Below are 16220 nucleotides of genomic sequence, written 5' to 3'. Positions count from 1 at the left end.
GAGGCGGACCCAAATGACCACGATCAGGCAACGGCCCGGCGCCCGTGCCACCTGTCCGGACGTCGAGATGAGATGGTGGGAGCCGGGTCTCCGGGACCCCGCGCATGCGCTGAACGTGGGAGACGAAGAATGACACCAGCCGCCGATCCCGAGCGTGACGTCTACGCCAACCGCACGCTCAACCTGCGGTCGGTCGAGGCGGTCGGCTACGACATGGACTACACGCTCATCCACTACCGCACCGACGAGTGGGAGGGAGCAGCTTTCGAGCATGCCCGCCGGCTGCTCAGCGAGCGGGGATTCCCCGTCCACGACGTTGCTTTCGACGCCGACCGCTACCTCCAAGGGCTGGTGATCGACCTCGATCTCGGCAACCTCGTCAAGGCCACCCGTTTCGGCTACGTCATCCAGGCTCAGCATGGTACCCGGCAGTTGTCGTTCGAGGAGTTGCGACGCACCTACGCGGGGGTGTTCGTGGACCTCGGCGAGCGGCGGTTCCGGTTTCTCAACACCATGTTCTCCATTTCTGAGGCGGCGCTGTACGCACAGCTGGTGGACCGGCTCGACGCCGACCTGATCGACGGCCCGATGGGGTATGACGAGCTGTACCACGCGGTGTCGTCGGCGCTCGACGAGTCGCACGCCATCGGAACGCTGAAGGCGGAGATCGCCGCCGACCCGCAGCGCTTCTGCGTCGTCGACGGCGAGACCGCCCAGACGTTGCTCGACCAGCGGCTGGCGGGCAAGCGGCTGATGCTGATCACCAACAGCGAGTGGTCTTACACCCGCGACATGATGAGCTTCACCTTCGATCAGCATGTCCCCACCGGATCGTGGCGAGATCTGTTCGATCTCGTGGTGGTGTCGGCCGCCAAACCCCGGTTCTTCGCCGAGGACGGCCCGGCCTTTCAGATCGTCGACACCGATCGGGGCCTCATGCAGCCGCATCGGGGCCTGCTGCGGATGGGTGATGTCTACCACGGGGCGTCTGCCCGCCTGGTGGAGCGCAGCCTGGGCCTCGACGGTGCGCAGATCCTCTACGCCGGTGATCACTTGTTCGGCGACGTCCACGTGACCAAGTCGGTGCTGCGGTGGCGCACGGCGCTGATCATGCGCGAGTTGGAGGCCGAGATCGGTGACGCCGCACGCTTCGCGTCGGATGAAGCCGAGCTGGTCCGGTTGATGCACGAGAAGATCGAGCTCGAGGACGTCGTGGCGCAGACCCGCCTGGCGCAGGCCAAACATGCCGCCGATCACGATGGCGACACCTCCGCGCTGGTGAACACTCCGTCGATCGGCTCGCTGCTGGAGCGGCTTCGAGAGCTGGATCTGCGGATCACGCCCTTGGCGAAGGCCGCCGCCGAGTTGGGCAACTCCACGTGGGGCCCGCTGATGCGGGCCGGCAACGACAAAAGTTTGTTCGCTCGGCAAGTGGAGCGCTACGCCGATGTCTACACGTCGCGGGTGGCGAACTTCCGGCTCCGCACCCCGTACGCGTACCTTCGGGCGGCGCGGACCAGTCTGCCGCATGACCAACTCCCGACCGATCGGTGAATTGCCGCGAAATCGACTCTGCCTATTCGCGACATTATGGGTGAAGACAAATGAATGGTCCGCGTGTGGCAGCTTTGATGAGCTGACACACGCGGACCATATCCCCCGTGCGATGGAACTCGTTCTTATCCGGACTGCCGTCGCGTTCCCCCGCGCCGCGCCTGCCGGCCGATGTCCGAATCTCTAGGTGAGGACCTCTAGAGGGAGGCCCGACGGGCATTTACAGCAGGCCGAGGATCAACGCCAGAACGTCGTCGATCAGGCCACCGAGCGTGTCGAGTAGCGAATCCAAAAGTCCCATGAGCCGCCTCCCTCCGAGTGTCTCCGGTTTTCTCGACCCGACGTCTCTGGCTAGCCATTCTGGTTGATCCGGCGGGTCATGGCGATGACTCTAGCGATGACTCGTGGCGAGGTAAAGAGTTTTTGCAAATTTCTTCTTTTCTCGTTCCGACCCTTCTAAGGAACTCACCTAAGTAGTCACGGGTAGAGTCATGACTTGGCATCTGACTTTTGGTTGCCAGCACGTCATGATTCTTCTTGCCCACTCAACCGATCCGGCCGGCGACCTGCGAGACTGTGAGCACCACGCCGTCCCACGCTGTCCCGCGCCGGCGACCGTCCACCCGTCCGCCCGTGAGGAGCGCCACCAATGCACCCCGGTCATCCCCGTCGGCGCCGGCACCGCCGGGCTCAGCTCGCTGTCGGCGTCCTGGCCGGATGCCTACTTGTCGCCTGCGGTTCCGGCGACGACGGAGCTGCCCACCCGCCCGACACCGACGGTGGCCACACGCCGACCGCACCCGCCACCCCGGACGGTACGGACACCCACGTTCCCGCGACGCCGGCCGGTGAACAGGTCACCTGGGTCCTGCGCGAACTGCACTCCGAGACCGGGCCCGACGCCGACACCGCCGAAGAACGGTTCTCCGAGGCGTTCCTCGACGAGGTTCCCGCGCCGCAGGTGGCGCTGACGTTTAATGGTCTGCGGCAGCTCGGCCCGTTTACCGTCGTCGGCTACGAGGGCAGCGACGACGCGGCCCGGGTCCAGCTCTCCGGCGCCGACGACACCGGTTGGCTACTCACCCTGCTGGTCGACGACGACGGCCGGATCGGCACACTCACCGTGGCGCCCCACGACCCCCCTCCGGAGATCGCCACCTGGGCCGAGGTGGACGAGTTGCTGACGGCCACCGGCGCCGACGTCGGCATCTACGCCGCCCGCGACCACGACGGCACCTGGCAAGAGATCCACTCCCTCGACCCCGCTACCGCCCGCCCGCTGGGCTCGACGGCCAAGCTGTACGTCCTGGGGGCAGTCCAACAGGCCGTGCTGGACGGCGAGATCGCCTGGGACGACGAGCTGGTCGTGACCGACGACGTGCGCAGCCTGCCCACCGGCCAGTTGCAGGACGCCGCCGAAGGTACCCTCGTCTCGGTCGCCGACGCCGCCGAGAAGATGATCTCCATCAGCGACAACACGGCCACCGATCTGCTCATCGACCTGGTCGGTCGCGACGCGGTCGAGGCCGCGGCGGCCGCTATGGGTCACCACCAGCCCGACCTGCTGGAGCCGTTCATCACCACCCGGGAGTTGTTCCACCTGGCGTGGTCGGACCCGCGGCTCCGCGATAGCTGGAGTGATGCCGACGCCCAGCGCCGCGGCGACCTACTCGACGCGGTGCCCCCGGGCGCGCTCGGTGTCGCTCCAGCTGACATCACCGACGTGGCCTGGACCGCCGGGGTGGATTGGTTCGCCAGCGCGACAGACGTCGCCGCGGCCCATCTCGGTGTACAGGTCCTCGCCGCCGAGGACAGCTCCGGCATCACCCGCAACCTGCTGGCCCTCAATCCCGGCGTAGCGGTCGACGGCGACGTCTGGCCCTATGCGGCCTACAAGGGTGGCAGCGCACCAGGCGTCTTCGTGTTGTCGTGGTATCTGGAGGACGCCGACGACGTGCCGCACGTGTTGATCATCCAGCTCGCCGCCAACTCCGCCGCGGATCTGGCCGACGAGTTGCGCCTCGTACGCATTGCCGAGCAAGCCTTGGATCTCCTGGCCCAGTGATCACGCCGGGTATCCCATCGTTCCGACATAAGTTCCCCTCGCTGGGCACATGTCGATGTCGATCTTGACATTCGCCAGGTGCGGCGGCCCGATCCTGAGTACGGTCGCGATCTGCCCCACCGTCGCACCCATCGTGGAGTTCCTCGTGCCCCCCTTACGCCTGTTGCGTCTGTTCCCCGCCACCGCCCTCGCCGGAGCGCTGCTCGCCAGCGCCGGATGCGGCGGCAACACCGACACGTCAGCCACCGCCGACGAACTCGAGTCGATCGTCAACGCGGAGTTCAACGAAGATCCCGCCGAGTCCGACGCTGTCACCTATGACCCCTCGGCGGTTCCGGCCGGTGCACCCGTCCAGGTCACCGTGGCGCCCGCGGACCCGGGCGGCACCACCTACACGTTGCACATCGAGGACGTCGAGCCCGCTCGAGACTTCGGCGCACACCTCCACACCGGGGCATGCGGCCCGGACCCGGCCGATGCTGGACCCCATTACCAGAACAGCCTGGATCCCGTGCAGCCGTCGACCGACCCCGCCTACGCCAACCCGGACAACGAGGTATGGCTGGACCTGACCACTGACGACGACGGCGCCGGATCCGCGGAGGCGACGGTGCGGTGGACCCCCCGGGAGGGTGAGGCGAACTCGATCGTCATCCACGAACACCACACCATGACCGACCCCGGCCACGCTGGTCACGCCGGCGACCGGCTGGCCTGCGTCGATCTTCCTTAGCGGGCGAACCCACTAGGAGCGGCGACCGTCCACCAGTGTCAGCGACGACGGGGCTATGGGCAGTGGTGCCGGCAGGCGCAACGGGCCGTGGCCCGGGGTCACGGTGCCCAGCACACTGGCCTTGGCCGCGCCCGTACACGACGCGACGACACCCGGCAGTCCGTGCCACGTGTGCCAGCCCAGCACCGCGAACGCGATCGCCTCCTTGAGGTCGACGGGAGCTCCGAGTTCGGCCGAAGCTCGCAAAGCCACTCCGGGCAGCTCGGTGGCCAGCATCGTGCGCATCGTGGGGTTGAACCACCCGCCCCCGGACACCACCAGGGTGTCGACACCGTGCGCGCGCACCTGGTCGGCCACCGTACGCGCCGTCAGCGCGGTGAGGGTAGCGACGACATCGGCCAGCCCGAGGCCGGGGTGCCGGCTCAGGGCGGCAGCGAGGTACTCGCCGTGGAACAGCTCTTTGCCGGTTGTCTTCGGGGCGGGTGCGGCATAGTACGGCTCGGTCAGCAGGTCCGCCAGCAGTCGCGGCTGCACCGTTCCGGCGGCACCAAGGCGTCCGTCCACGTCGTAGCCGGGGCCGTCCGGCTGAGCGGCCACCATAGCGGCATCGATCAGCGCGTTGGCGGGACCGATGTCGTAGGCCACCGGTGCGCCGCCCCCAGCCGGTTCCGGCACCGTGATGTTCGAGATGCCGCCAAGGTTCAGGGCGGCAACCCGACCCGGCTGGCTGGCCAGCAGAAGAACGTCCAGCAGAGACACCAGCGGTGCGCCCTGTCCCCCGGCGGCGATGTCGCGAATGCGCACGTCGGACACCACCGGCACACCGGCCCGCGCGGCGATCCACGCCGGCTGTCCGAGCTGCAACGTACCGAACGCTCGGGTCCCCTCCACCCAGTGGTAGACGGTCTGGCCATGGGAGCACACCACGTCGACATCGCCGACGGCTTCCACGACGTCGGCCGCGACCTCGGCGAACGCCTGCCCGATCAAGGTGTCCAGCTCACACACGTCGGCGAAGCGGATGTCGGCCGGCGGGAGGGTCGCCCGCAGCAGCGCACGCACCTGCGGACGGTAAGGCGGACTGGCGGTGTACACCACCTCGCCGCGCAGCGCCCCGTCAGCTGCGGGGGTGAACCGCACGGCGGCGACGTCGATCCCGTCGTGACTCGTTCCCGAGATCATGCCGAGTGCCGTACACGATGGAGTCACGGCTGCTCCTGGGCGGTCACGGCTGCCCTTCCGTCGCCACGATTACTCCTCGCCTAGGGCCGCGCGCAACCGGCCGCCCGCCCGGTGCAAGCGGCGACGCGCCTCGTCGATATCGACGCCGGCCCGTAACAGAAGGATCGCCGGCTTGACCTCCATGTCCGCCAGCTCCAGCGCCGACAAGGCAGTCGCTCGATCGCTGCCCGTCACCGTCTGCACCATGCGGGCGGCCCGCTCGCGCAGCTTCGCGTTGGTCGCCCGCATGTCGACCATGAGGTTGCCGTAGGTCTTGCCGAGTTGAACCATCGAGATCGTCGAGATCATGTTCAGCACCATCTTCTGCGCCGTCCCCGCCTTGAGCCGGGTGGACCCGGCCACCACCTCGGGCCCGACGAGCACCTCGATGGGGAAGTCGGCGGCTAGCCCGATGTCGCTGTCGGCGTTGCACGACAGTCCGACGGTTAATGCTCCGAGCTCACGCGCTGCTCGCAACGCACCCAGCACGTAGGGTGTGCGGCCGCTGGAGGCGATGCCCACCACTGTGTCTCCGGCACCGGCGCCGTGTGCACGGATGTCGGCGGCACCTGCGTCCTCGTCGTCCTCGGCACCCTCCTGCGCCTCCACCAGCGCGTCCAGGCCCCCCGCCACTATGCCGTTCACCTGGTCAGGTGCGGTGTTGAACGTGGGAGGACACTCGGAGGCATCGAGCACTCCCATCCGGCCCGCCGTGCCGGCGCCGATGTAGAACAGTCGGCCACCTTCACGCAACCCGGCCACGATCGCCTCGACGGCCGGGACGATCTGGCCCAGGGCAGCTCGCACGGCCGCCGGCACGGTAGTGTCCGCCTCGTTCATCATGGTCGCCAACTCGCCGACCGACGCGGCGTCGATATCCGCGTAGCGTGCGTCGACCTGCTCGGTCAGCAGTTGTTCCAACGGTGTGGTCATCGGTTCCTCTCGTGCTGCGGGTCGATCACGTCCCACAGTCCGTCACGCCCGTCGTGTCAATAATTGCCACTATAGTCGGGCAATAAGTCAATCCCTTACACGGCTCTGATGATCTCGTACCCTTGCCATCATGAGCACACTCCGGCGTCTCCTCCAGGACGGCCTCGCGCCCGGCCCCGAGCCATCGGCACACCCCCGCTTCCCTGGCGCCGTCGCCCTCCTGCTGCGCGACGGCGCCGTCGTCGACCACGTGGCAGTCGGAGACGCGGTCCGCTACGGGCCCGGACCCGACGGACCCACCCTGCTGCCGCCCGACGAGCGCCAGCCGATGGAACCCGACACCGTGTTCGACATCGCCTCCCTCACCAAACTCTTCACCGCCGTGACCACCCTCGTGCTGGCCGACGAGGGCCTACTGACATTAGACACACCAGCGGCGACCCAGTTTCCGGAGTGGGCCGACGACATCCGGGCCGAGATCACCATCGGGCACCTCCTCACCCACACCTCCGGCCTGCCCGCCGTGCGCCGGCTATGGGAACTGCCCACCCAGGCGCGGCGCACCGCGGCCGTGCTGGAAGCCCCGCTCGCCCGCACGCCCGGCAGCGCGTTCGAGTACTCCTGCGTCGGATACATCGCCCTTGGCCTCTTCTTGGAACGCCTCGCCGGCAGCCGCCTGCCGCGCCTCGTCGACCACGCCATCGTCGACCCCCTCGGCCTCTCCGACACCAGCTACCGCCCCGGCCGGTCGCTGGTGTCTCGCTCCGCCGCCACCGAACACCAGCCCTACGTCGATCGTGGGATGGTACGCGGCCAGGTGCACGACGAGAACTGCTGGGCACTAGGCGGCACCGCCGGGAACGCCGGCCTGTTCAGCACCGCCGCCGACCTCGCCCGGTTCGGCGAGATGCTTCGCCGAGGCGGCGAACTCGACGGAGTGCGGATCCTCGCCCCCGAAACCGCTCGTGCGTTCGCCACCGACCACCTCCCCACCCACCTGAACCCCGGCTACCGGCACGGACTCGGACCCCGGATCGCCGATGCCACCTTCATGGGTGAGCTGGCCGCTCGCGGCGGCTTCGGCCACACCGGCTTCACCGGAACGTCGCTCGTGGTCACCCCCACCCTCGGCACCGTCACCGTCCTGCTCACCAACCGGGTTCACCCCTCCCGGGAATGGTCCGACATCTCGTCGGTGCGCCGCCAAGTGGCCGACCTCACCGTCGCGGCGGTGCGACAGCCATGACCCACACCCCAGCCAGCCCGCCCGCCACCCCTCAACCGTCGCCGCCGAACGCACTCGTCCGGATCCGCACCGCCCTCCCCACCCTGCGCCCAGCTGAGCAGCGCGTAGCAGCGGCGGTCCTCGACGACCCCGCCGGAGTGTCCGAACGCTCGATCAGCCGGCTCGCCGAGCAATGCTCAACCTCCGAGGCAACCGTGCTGCGCTTCTGCCGCGCCGTCGGCTTCCGCGGATACCCGGAGATGCGGATCGCCCTCGCCCGCGACGTCACCAGACAGGAAGCCGCCTCCCTACACGGCCCCCTCGACGGCACCATCAACGACACCGACGACCTCCGCACCATCGTCGCCAAGATCACCGCCAACGACGCCCAAGCCATCGACGACACCGTCGCCACCCTTGACCTCGACGCGTTGGAACAGGCGGTCCAGGCCGTCACCACCGCCCGGCGCATCGACATCTACGGTGCCGGCGCCTCCGGCATCGTCGCCGAGGACCTCCACCAGAAGCTGCGCCGGATCGGGCTCGCCGCTTCCGGGGTCGCCGACGTCCACGCCGCCCTGACCTCGGCCGCACTGCTCACCGCCGGCGACGTCGCGGTAGCCATCTCCCATGCCGGCACCACCACCGACACCATCGACGTCCTCCGGGTAGCCAAGCAAACCGGCGCCACCACCATCGCCGTCACCAACGTGCCGCGCTCACCACTCACCGAACAGGCCGACCACGTGCTGCTCACCGCCGCCCGCGAGACCACCTTCCGGTCGGGCGCCATGGCCAGCCGCATCGCCCAGCTGGCGGTGATCGACTGCCTGTTCGTCGGAGTAGCCCACCGCCGCTACCAGGGCACCCTGGCCGCGCTGGACAAGACGCGGGCAGCCCTACAAACCCGCCGGGTCCCCCTGCGACGCCGTGGCTAACCACCCCCGTTGTGCACCTGATCTCCGTTTTGACGCCTGATCGTTTCCGCAGGGGCGATCAGGTGTGTGAACGGCGGTGTGCGGCGCGGTGTGGTGCATCTGATCGCGTCCATGATGTGGACGCGTCGATGATCAGATGCATGGCAAACGTGTGCGGTAGCGAGGCGTGCATCTGATCGTGAGGGCGGCGTCCGTCGTGCCGTGTTTGTTTACCGTCTGTGGCCGGGCGTCTACCGTCAGCACGGGGGCGCCGGTCATCGCTGGTGGTGTGCAGTAAACCTCCTTGTTGTTGCCTTGACGACGACTCGCTTCCCCTGCGGCGAGGACCGCGCTGCCCTGCCCCGGACTCCGCTACCGCCAGGTGGGGTTAAGGGCCGGATTCGGGCATTAACGCCATGTGGCGGTAGCGCAGTGCGCGATGGCCCACTGAACGGGCCAAAGTGGCACGTCATGCAGCCCGACGCCGATGTTCGCCTGGCGGCAGTCCTAGCCAGCACGACCGATCCCACATTCACAGATCGTTTTCATGGCGACGATCAGATGCGTCGGTGGTGACGACGGCCAGCGTCGACGCGCGGTAGCGGCGTGCGGGTGCACCTGATCGTCTCCGCCATGTGGACGCCCGACGATCAGATGCACGAACCGTCAGATGACGTCCGGCAGCGCATCTGATCACAACCCACTGTCAAGGGACAGTTGCCAGCACCCACACCAGACCATCAAGACGATGAGGTGCATACAACATCCCCGGACACCACCCGACCCGCAACACCCGCACCTGATCGTCGCCACACCGACAGGCGTGTCTCAGGAGATCGCTGACACTCCGCCCACTATGTCGACGCCCGACGATCAGATGCACGAACCGTCGCATGACGTCCGGTAGCGCATCTGATCGCGTCGCAATGGGCACTCGGTGGGCAAGCTGGGCCCGCGGGTGCCCGCCACGAACAAGGGCATGGCCCTCGCACGAAGGCTTGGTGCGCTGAACACTTGTTCTAGTGGGCGAAATGTCGGAGATGTGGAGGCCGTCAACGCACCAACCTGGGCCCCGGCTCCGGGCTACCCGGGTAAGGCCCGAAAACACCCGGGAGACGCCGGCGGCACTGGCGCCCGCCTATCAACGCCGTATCCGATCAGCACGGTGCCGCCTCGAAAGGATCAGATGCGCTGCCGGACGTCATGCGACGGTTCGTGCATCTGATCGTCGGGCGTCCACATGGCGGAGACGATCAGGTGCACCCGCACGCCGCTACCGCGCGTCGACGCTGGCCGTCGTCACCACCGACGCATCTGATCGTCGCCACAAAAACGATCAGGCGTCAAAACGGAGATCAGGTGCACACGGGGGTGGGGGGTGGTTAGAAGCTCGGGGGTGTGACGGCGAGCAGGAACCGCACGGGCGCATCGGACCCGTTCACGTAGCGGTGCGGCAGCCGCGAGTCGAAGTAGCAGCTGTCGCCCTGATCCAGGTCGCGGATCTCGCCCCCGGCCTCAACCGTCAACTGCCCCTCCAGGACCACGACACATTCCTCCGACGGATGTGACCACGGCTCGTCCGAGGAGACGCCGCCGGGCTCCAGGCGTCCTTCGAGCAGCTCCAGCCGGCCCGAGCCGGGTGAGACGCGGGCGTAGGTGGCCTGGCTGTGCGGAGAGCCGACGAGCATCCGTCGCTCGGCCCGCACCACCGCGACCGCCGCCTGTTCTTCCTCGCGGAACAGGTCGAACAACGGGACGTTCAGCGCTTGCGCGATCTTGCGCAACGTCTCCAGGCTCGGATCGGTGATGTTGCGCTCGACCTGGCTGATCAGGCCGGTAGACAAACCGGTCACCTCCGCCAGCCGGGTCAGAGTCAGACCGCGGCTGGTTCGAAATTCGCGAATCCGGTTTCCTACCATCGCCCCTCCCACTCGCGCGTGCCGATCACGCTAGCGCTGGCGACGATCGTAGCCGCCCATCCGGAACCGGCGGCAGCACACCAGAGGTCCTGGCTGAACGGAACCCCCAGCAACGATGAACTGGATCGTCAACGTAGCGCTGGAAGGGCCTTGGCGATCCGCTCCAACTCGGGTTCGTGTTCGCTGTCCGGCCAGGTGAAGAAGAACTCGTCGAACCCGACGGCGGCGAACCGCTCGACCTGCTCCTCGAACGGCTCCGGCGCGGTGAACGGGTCGATCGCCACCGACCTGCGCAATGACGCGGGCTCGCGGCCGGCCTCGGCGGTGAGGTCGTCTAGACGTCGGTTCTGCTCCCTGGTCAGTTCGATGTTCTCCGACACACTCGCTTCCATGTCACCAATGGTGTTCCACACGTCGGCTCGTTCCGCCGCGACCCGCAGGATGGTGGGCGCCTGCCCACCGACGATGATCGGTGGTCGCGGCCGTTGCACCGTTCCGGGGTTGGTCGGCAGGTCGGCGACCTGCCACCAGCGGCCGTCGAACCCATAGGTGTCCCCCGTCGCCCGCAGCAACTCGTCGACGATGCGGGCGTATTCGACGAACCGGCCGACCCGCTCTTTCACCGACCACGGTGCGGTGCCCATGGCGCGGTGGTCTCGTTCGATGATGCCGGCGCCGATACCCAGCTCCAGCCGCCCGCCGGACAGATGGTCGATGGTGACCGCTTCCCGCGCCAGCAGCGCGGGTGGGCGAAGGATCGGATTGCTCACCATGGTGCCCACCGTTACCCGCTCGGTGGCCACCGCCGCGGCAGCGAGCAAGCTCCCACCGTCGAACCAGGTGGCGCCGGGTGTGAACGGGTGGGCGAGATGGTCGGCCACGAACAGCTGGTCGTAACCGAGTTCCTCGACCCGCCGGATCCGGTCCAGCAAGACGTTCATCGGCGCGTCGGCCATAACCATCACGCCGACCCGGAGCCCGCGGTGTGCGCCGCTCGGTGTATTGGTGACGTTGTTGTTCATCAGGGTGTCTCCCTAGAGAAGAGCGATGTGAGGGTGCGGTTGGTCACGTCGTGCTCCGGGGATACATCGACTCGATGATCTGGCCGAGGCCGGCCTCGCCGTGGCCCGCGCGGATCGCGCTGTCGGCCAGGCCCACCGCCGCCCGTAGGACACTCGCGTCGATCCCCCGCGCCTGTGCGGCATGGATGACGTGGGTCATGCCCGCCGCCGCGGATACCAAGGTGGCTTCGTCGCCCGGGTGTTCGCCGTCGTCGGCCGCTTTGGCCAGTTCCACGGCGACCTCGCCCATGAGTTCGACGATCCCTTGCGCGTACGGGAGCAGTTCGGCGCCGGTGATGCCTTCGGCCCGGGCCAAGGCGAGCCCGTGCGCCACCCCCGCCACTCCGGTCCAGAAGATGTCCAGCAGGGCGGCGTCGAAGGAGGCCGCTCGGCCGGGATCGGTGCCCAGGTACGACGCGGTGCCGCCCAGGCTGGCCAGCGCCGGGTGATGCCTCTGGTACAGCTCGTCCGGCCCGCTGTAGAGATACACCGCCTCTGGACGGCCGATCGACGTGACCGGGGTCATGATGGCGCCGTCCAGGTAGCCGATGCCGTGTTCGGCGGCCCATGCGGCCAGCTGACGGGCGCGGTCCGGGCTGTCGGAGGTGAGATTCACCACGGTTGTGCCCGACAGCTCGGTTGTGGCCTGCCCAAGGATCGACGCCGCGACCTCGTTGTCGATCACGCAGACGATCACCAGCGGGCTGGCTGCTACCGCCTCCGCGACGGTCTCAGCCGGCTCGGCGCCGGCCGCCACGAGCGGTACCTGTTTCGACGGCGTGCGATTCCACACCGTCGTGCGGTGTCCCGCAGCTACAAAAGCCCTGGCGAGCGAGCTACCCATCGGGCCGAGCCCGAGGATCGTCACCGGTACGTTCGATCCTGTCATCGTCGTGTCCTCTCTCGGCGTCTGGTCGACCGGACGCACGTGTGCCGTCCAGCGCGTCGGACCAGGCCGGCATCGCGGTTCGGTGCGGTCAGGTCGAGTCTCGGGGCGAGCGCTCACGGGCGGCTGGTGGTTCGCTGGGGGTCCGGCTCACGCTCGACCCCGCCGGGGCGGCGAGCCCTGACTGTCAGTCGGCTGGACTACGTTGAGGGGGTGCGGTTCCGGATCCTTGGACCACTGGCGGTGTGGTCGGCGGCTGGCCAGCCGGTCACCGTGCCGGAGGCCAAAGTCCGCGTGCTGTTAGCCAGCCTGTTGATCGAGCTCGGCCGTCCGGTCTCGGTGGACCGGCTGATCGAGCACCTGTGGGGCTCCGCTCCCCCGGTGCGGGTGCTGAACACGATGCAGACCAAGGTGTCTCAGCTACGCCGGGTGCTCGATCAGGCCGCGCCGAACGGCCGCGCACTCCTCACCCACCAGCCGGCCGGATACATCCTGCAGGCGCAGGCGGAAACCCTGGACGCCGCCCGCTTCACCGCGCTGGTCTCGCAGGCGCGCACACTCGACGACGCCGGTGAACGCGCTGATCGGCTCCACCATGCGCTCGCCCTCTGGGAGGGTCCCGCGCTGGCCGAGTTCCGCGATGAACCGTTTGCCCAGGCCACCATCGCCAAGCTGGAAGAGGACAGGCTCGTCGCACACGAAGAGCTCGCCGAGGTCCGCCTCGAGCTGGGCCAACACGCCAGCCTGGCCGGTGAGCTGGCCGACCTCGTGGGTCAGCACCCCCTCCGAGAACGCCTTCGGGCGGCGCACATGCGGGCACTTTACGGTGGGGGCCGGCCGGCCGAGGCGCTGGCCAGCTTCCAGGAGCTACGTTCGCGCCTCGCCGACGAACTCGGGCTCGACCCCGGCCGGGAGCTGGTCGCCTTGCACCAGTCCATGCTCGAACAGGACCCGACGCTGCTGTCCAACGTCCAGCCGCGCCACCTCACCCGCGCCACCGAACCACCCCACCAGCCCTCTCCGCCGGCCAACCTCCCCACCCCGGCCAACCTCCCCACCCCGGCCAACCTGCCCACCCCGGTCACCGAGTTGGTGGGCCGGAACCTAGCCATGGTGGAGGTACGGGCGCTCATGCAGGCCCACCGGCTGGTGACGCTGATCGGACCGGGCGGCGTCGGCAAGACCCGGCTGGCGCTCGCCGTCGCGGGCGAAGACAACGACGACGAAGACAACGACGGCGACGTGGGCAGCGACGGCGTCAGCGCAGCTCCAGCCGACGGCGTCTGGTTCGTCGAACTGGGCGCCCTACCCGCCGGTCCCCAGGTCACCGCCGACGACGTTGCCGACGCCATCACCGACGCCCTCGGAGTCCGAGACTCCCCCAGCTCGATGACCACCAACGGCGACGCCGCGGACCATGACACCAACACCTTGGACCAGTTGGAGTGGTCGCTGCGCTCTCGCCACGTCCTGATCGTGCTGGACAACTGCGAACACGTCGTCGACGCGGCCACCGATGTCATCGCCCGGCTGCTCAGGGCCGCTCCAGGGCTACGTGTTCTGGCCACCAGCCGCGAAACCCTCGGCGTGCCCGGTGAGGTGGTGTGGCGGGTCCCGCCGCTCGACCTCCCGCCGCCGGCGGCCGGAGAGCCCCACGTTCTCGATACGTTCAGCGCCGTCCAGCTGTTCGTGGCCCGCGCCGCGGCCGCCCAACCCGGCTTCCGCCTCACCGCCGGCAACGCCGCCGCCGTGGCTGCCGTGTGCCGGCGGCTCGACGGCATCCCGCTCGCGCTCGAGCTGGCCGCTAGCCGGGTCCCGGCGTTCGGGGTCCACGAGGTCGCTCGCCGCCTCGACGACCGCTTCCATCTGCTCTCGGCTGGCCGTCGTGGTGTCCCGGCCCGTCAGCGCACGTTACGTGCGGTGCTCGATTGGAGTTGGCAGCTGCTGGAACCGCGTGAGCAGGCGGTCCTGCGCCGGCTGGCCGTCCATTCCGGCGGTGCCACGCTGGCCGCGGCCGAAGCCGTGTGCTCAGGACCAGACGTAGCCCCGTCCGATGTGGCCGCCGCGTTGGCCCGGCTGGCTGACCAGTCGCTCGTCGTCGCCACGGTCAACGACGACGAACCACGGTACGGTCTCCTCGAGTCGGTAGCCGCTTATGGGACGCACCGGCTGCACGAGGCGGGTGAGGCGGCGTCGGTCGCCGCCCGGCATCGCCACCATTATCTGCGGCTGGCCGAGCAGGCGGCGGAACAGTTGCACGGCTCGGGTCAGTGCCGGTGGCTGGCCACGCTCGCCGCCGAGGCGGCCAATCTCCGGCAGGCGCTCGACTCAGCGGTCGCCGATGCCGATGCCGACGACGCCCTGCGGCTGGTCGACGCGCTCGCCTGGTACTGGTACCTACGTGGCCGCCGCACCGAAGCTACCCGGATGCTGGCCCGCGCTCTCGCCGTCGACGGCCCGGCACCGGCGGCCGTCCAGGCCCGTGTTCGCAGCTGGCATGCCGGTCTGGCCGGACTGGAAGGTGGCCGGCCACATGAGCCGGCCGACGTCGTGTTGTCATCGTTCGACGGCACAGGTGACACCCAGGGGTGGGCCCGGGCCAGCTGGATCCTCGGCTATGCCGCGTTCACCGCGGGCGATCACGATCTCAGCACCCGGCTGATCGAGCAAGCCTTGGCCGCGTGTGCCGAGGTGGACGACGTGTGGGGTGCCGCCGCGGCCCGGACCACCAAGGCCACCCTCACTCTGTTCCGCGGCGACCTCGCGGCGGCACTCGATCTGGCTGAACGGGCCTCGGCGGCGTTCACCGAACTCGGCGACGGTTGGGGCCAGCTCCAAGCCATCGACGCACGAGGCACACATTATGAGATCACCGGCGCCTACCACGCGGCTGAAGAGTTGTATCAGCAGGGCTTGGAGATCGCTGAATATCTGCAGATGTGGTCCGAACAGTCGGCTATGCTCTCGCGCCTGGGCCGGGTGGCCCTGCTGCGTGGCGACTACGATCGCGCCGACCAACTACACGGTGCGGCGGCCCGGCTCGCCGCCCGGCAGCTCGACACCCCAGCGGAGGAGATGGCCGGGATCGGGTTGGCGCTCAGCGCCCGGCGCCAAGGACACCTCGACGCCGCCGAACGACACCTGATGAGGTGGCTGGAGTGGAACCGCCCGGCGGGTGCGAACGTCGGGCTGGCACTCATCTGGGCGGAGCTCGGGTTCGTCGCCGAACTGCGCGGCGACCCTCAACAGGCGCTGGCATGGCACCTCGACGGCCTCGCCGCGGCCCGCGCGGTGGGCGATCCGCGGGCTCAGGCGTTGTCGCTCGAGGGGTTGGCCGGTGCGGCGTCGCTGCTCGGCCAGCACGATCACGCCGCGCACCTGCTCGGGGCGGCCGCTGCCGCCCGGCGTCGGTCAGGTGCCCCGCTTCCGGCCGGTGAGCGGGTGGACGTGGATCGTATCTCCGGCCGGATCCACCATCACCTAGGCCGAGCGTCGTTCGATGCCCATCACGACGCCGGTGCCGCGCATGGGCTCGCTGCCGTCGTCGACGCCGAGTTGGCCGGCACCGCCGACCGACCAGCCGGCCGGTAGATCAACTGCCATGACTGGGCCGCCGTGCACGGCTGTGGCGGCAATGGCGACGATTGCGCTCCCACCCGTTGCCGCGCGATAGTCACCCGGACGATGTAATCTGTCGACAAGGACA

11 protein-coding genes are annotated in these 16220 nt (G+C 68.8%); 6 read left to right on the top strand and 5 right to left on the bottom strand.

Translation table 11 applies throughout. The features are described from left to right. Positions 1 to 129 precede the first annotated feature (129 nt). From G8760_RS09445 to G8760_RS09435, 3 genes are all read left to right on the top strand, one after another. Positions 130 to 1554, top strand: coding sequence for an HAD-IG family 5'-nucleotidase (locus G8760_RS09445; RefSeq protein ID WP_166350254.1), 1425 nt, complete (start codon positions 130 to 132; stop codon positions 1552 to 1554). Between the two features lie 649 nt (positions 1555 to 2203). Beyond that, the gene (locus tag G8760_RS09440; RefSeq protein ID WP_166350252.1) at positions 2204 to 3619 is read left to right on the top strand and encodes a serine hydrolase; all 1416 of its coding nucleotides are present in this window, start codon (positions 2204 to 2206) and stop codon (positions 3617 to 3619) included. A 55-nt stretch (positions 3620 to 3674) separates the two neighbouring features. Continuing rightward, positions 3675 to 4352: a superoxide dismutase family protein gene (locus G8760_RS09435; RefSeq protein WP_166350250.1), complete on the top strand. Its 678-nt coding sequence runs from the start codon at positions 3675 to 3677 to the stop codon at positions 4350 to 4352. A 12-nt stretch (positions 4353 to 4364) separates the two neighbouring features. Here the strand turns inward: G8760_RS09435 and G8760_RS09430 are convergent, their stop codons facing one another. Both G8760_RS09430 and murQ read right to left on the bottom strand, forming a co-directional pair. Then, positions 4365 to 5534, bottom strand: coding sequence for an anhydro-N-acetylmuramic acid kinase (locus G8760_RS09430; protein WP_166351076.1), 1170 nt, complete (start codon positions 5532 to 5534; stop codon positions 4365 to 4367). A gap of 69 nt (positions 5535 to 5603) precedes the next feature. Continuing rightward, a complete protein-coding gene (gene murQ / locus G8760_RS09425; RefSeq protein WP_166350248.1) occupies positions 5604 to 6506 on the bottom strand; it encodes an N-acetylmuramic acid 6-phosphate etherase in 903 nt (300 codons plus the stop codon). A 130-nt stretch (positions 6507 to 6636) separates the two neighbouring features. On the opposite strand from murQ, the gene G8760_RS09420 reads away from it, so the two are divergent. Together G8760_RS09420 and G8760_RS09415 are read left to right on the top strand one after the other, a co-directional pair. Then, a complete protein-coding gene (locus G8760_RS09420) occupies positions 6637 to 7752 on the top strand; it encodes a serine hydrolase domain-containing protein (RefSeq protein WP_166350246.1) in 1116 nt (371 codons plus the stop codon). After that, positions 7749 to 8669: a MurR/RpiR family transcriptional regulator gene (locus G8760_RS09415; RefSeq protein ID WP_166350244.1), complete on the top strand. Its 921-nt coding sequence runs from the start codon at positions 7749 to 7751 to the stop codon at positions 8667 to 8669. Before G8760_RS09420 ends, G8760_RS09415 begins: the two co-directional genes overlap by 4 nt. A gap of 1361 nt (positions 8670 to 10030) precedes the next feature. On the opposite strand, the gene G8760_RS09410 is transcribed toward G8760_RS09415, so the two are convergent. The 3 genes from G8760_RS09410 to G8760_RS09400 form a co-directional block, all read right to left on the bottom strand. Continuing rightward, positions 10031 to 10567 carry a helix-turn-helix domain-containing protein gene (locus tag G8760_RS09410; protein ID WP_166350242.1) on the bottom strand — a complete coding sequence of 179 codons (537 nt, stop codon included), beginning with the start codon at positions 10565 to 10567 and terminating at the stop codon, positions 10031 to 10033. Between the two features lie 128 nt (positions 10568 to 10695). Then, the gene (locus tag G8760_RS09405; protein WP_166350240.1) at positions 10696 to 11589 is read right to left on the bottom strand and encodes an LLM class flavin-dependent oxidoreductase; all 894 of its coding nucleotides are present in this window, start codon (positions 11587 to 11589) and stop codon (positions 10696 to 10698) included. Between the two features lie 43 nt (positions 11590 to 11632). Next, positions 11633 to 12517 (bottom strand): NAD(P)-dependent oxidoreductase, encoded by an 885-nt coding sequence (locus G8760_RS09400; protein ID WP_166350238.1) that lies wholly within the window; start codon positions 12515 to 12517, stop codon positions 11633 to 11635. 210 nt (positions 12518 to 12727) lie between these two features. Between G8760_RS09400 and G8760_RS09395 the strand changes: the two genes are divergently transcribed. Then, positions 12728 to 16105, top strand: coding sequence for an AfsR/SARP family transcriptional regulator (locus tag G8760_RS09395; RefSeq protein ID WP_166350236.1), 3378 nt, complete (start codon positions 12728 to 12730; stop codon positions 16103 to 16105). Positions 16106 to 16220 lie beyond the last annotated feature (115 nt).

The sequence above is a fragment of the Phytoactinopolyspora limicola genome (assembly GCF_011320225.1).
GTDB classification, from domain to species: Bacteria; Actinomycetota; Actinomycetes; order Jiangellales; family Jiangellaceae; genus Phytoactinopolyspora; species Phytoactinopolyspora limicola.
Note: the sequence above shows the minus strand (reverse complement) of the source record. Positions and strands in the feature narration are given on the sequence as shown.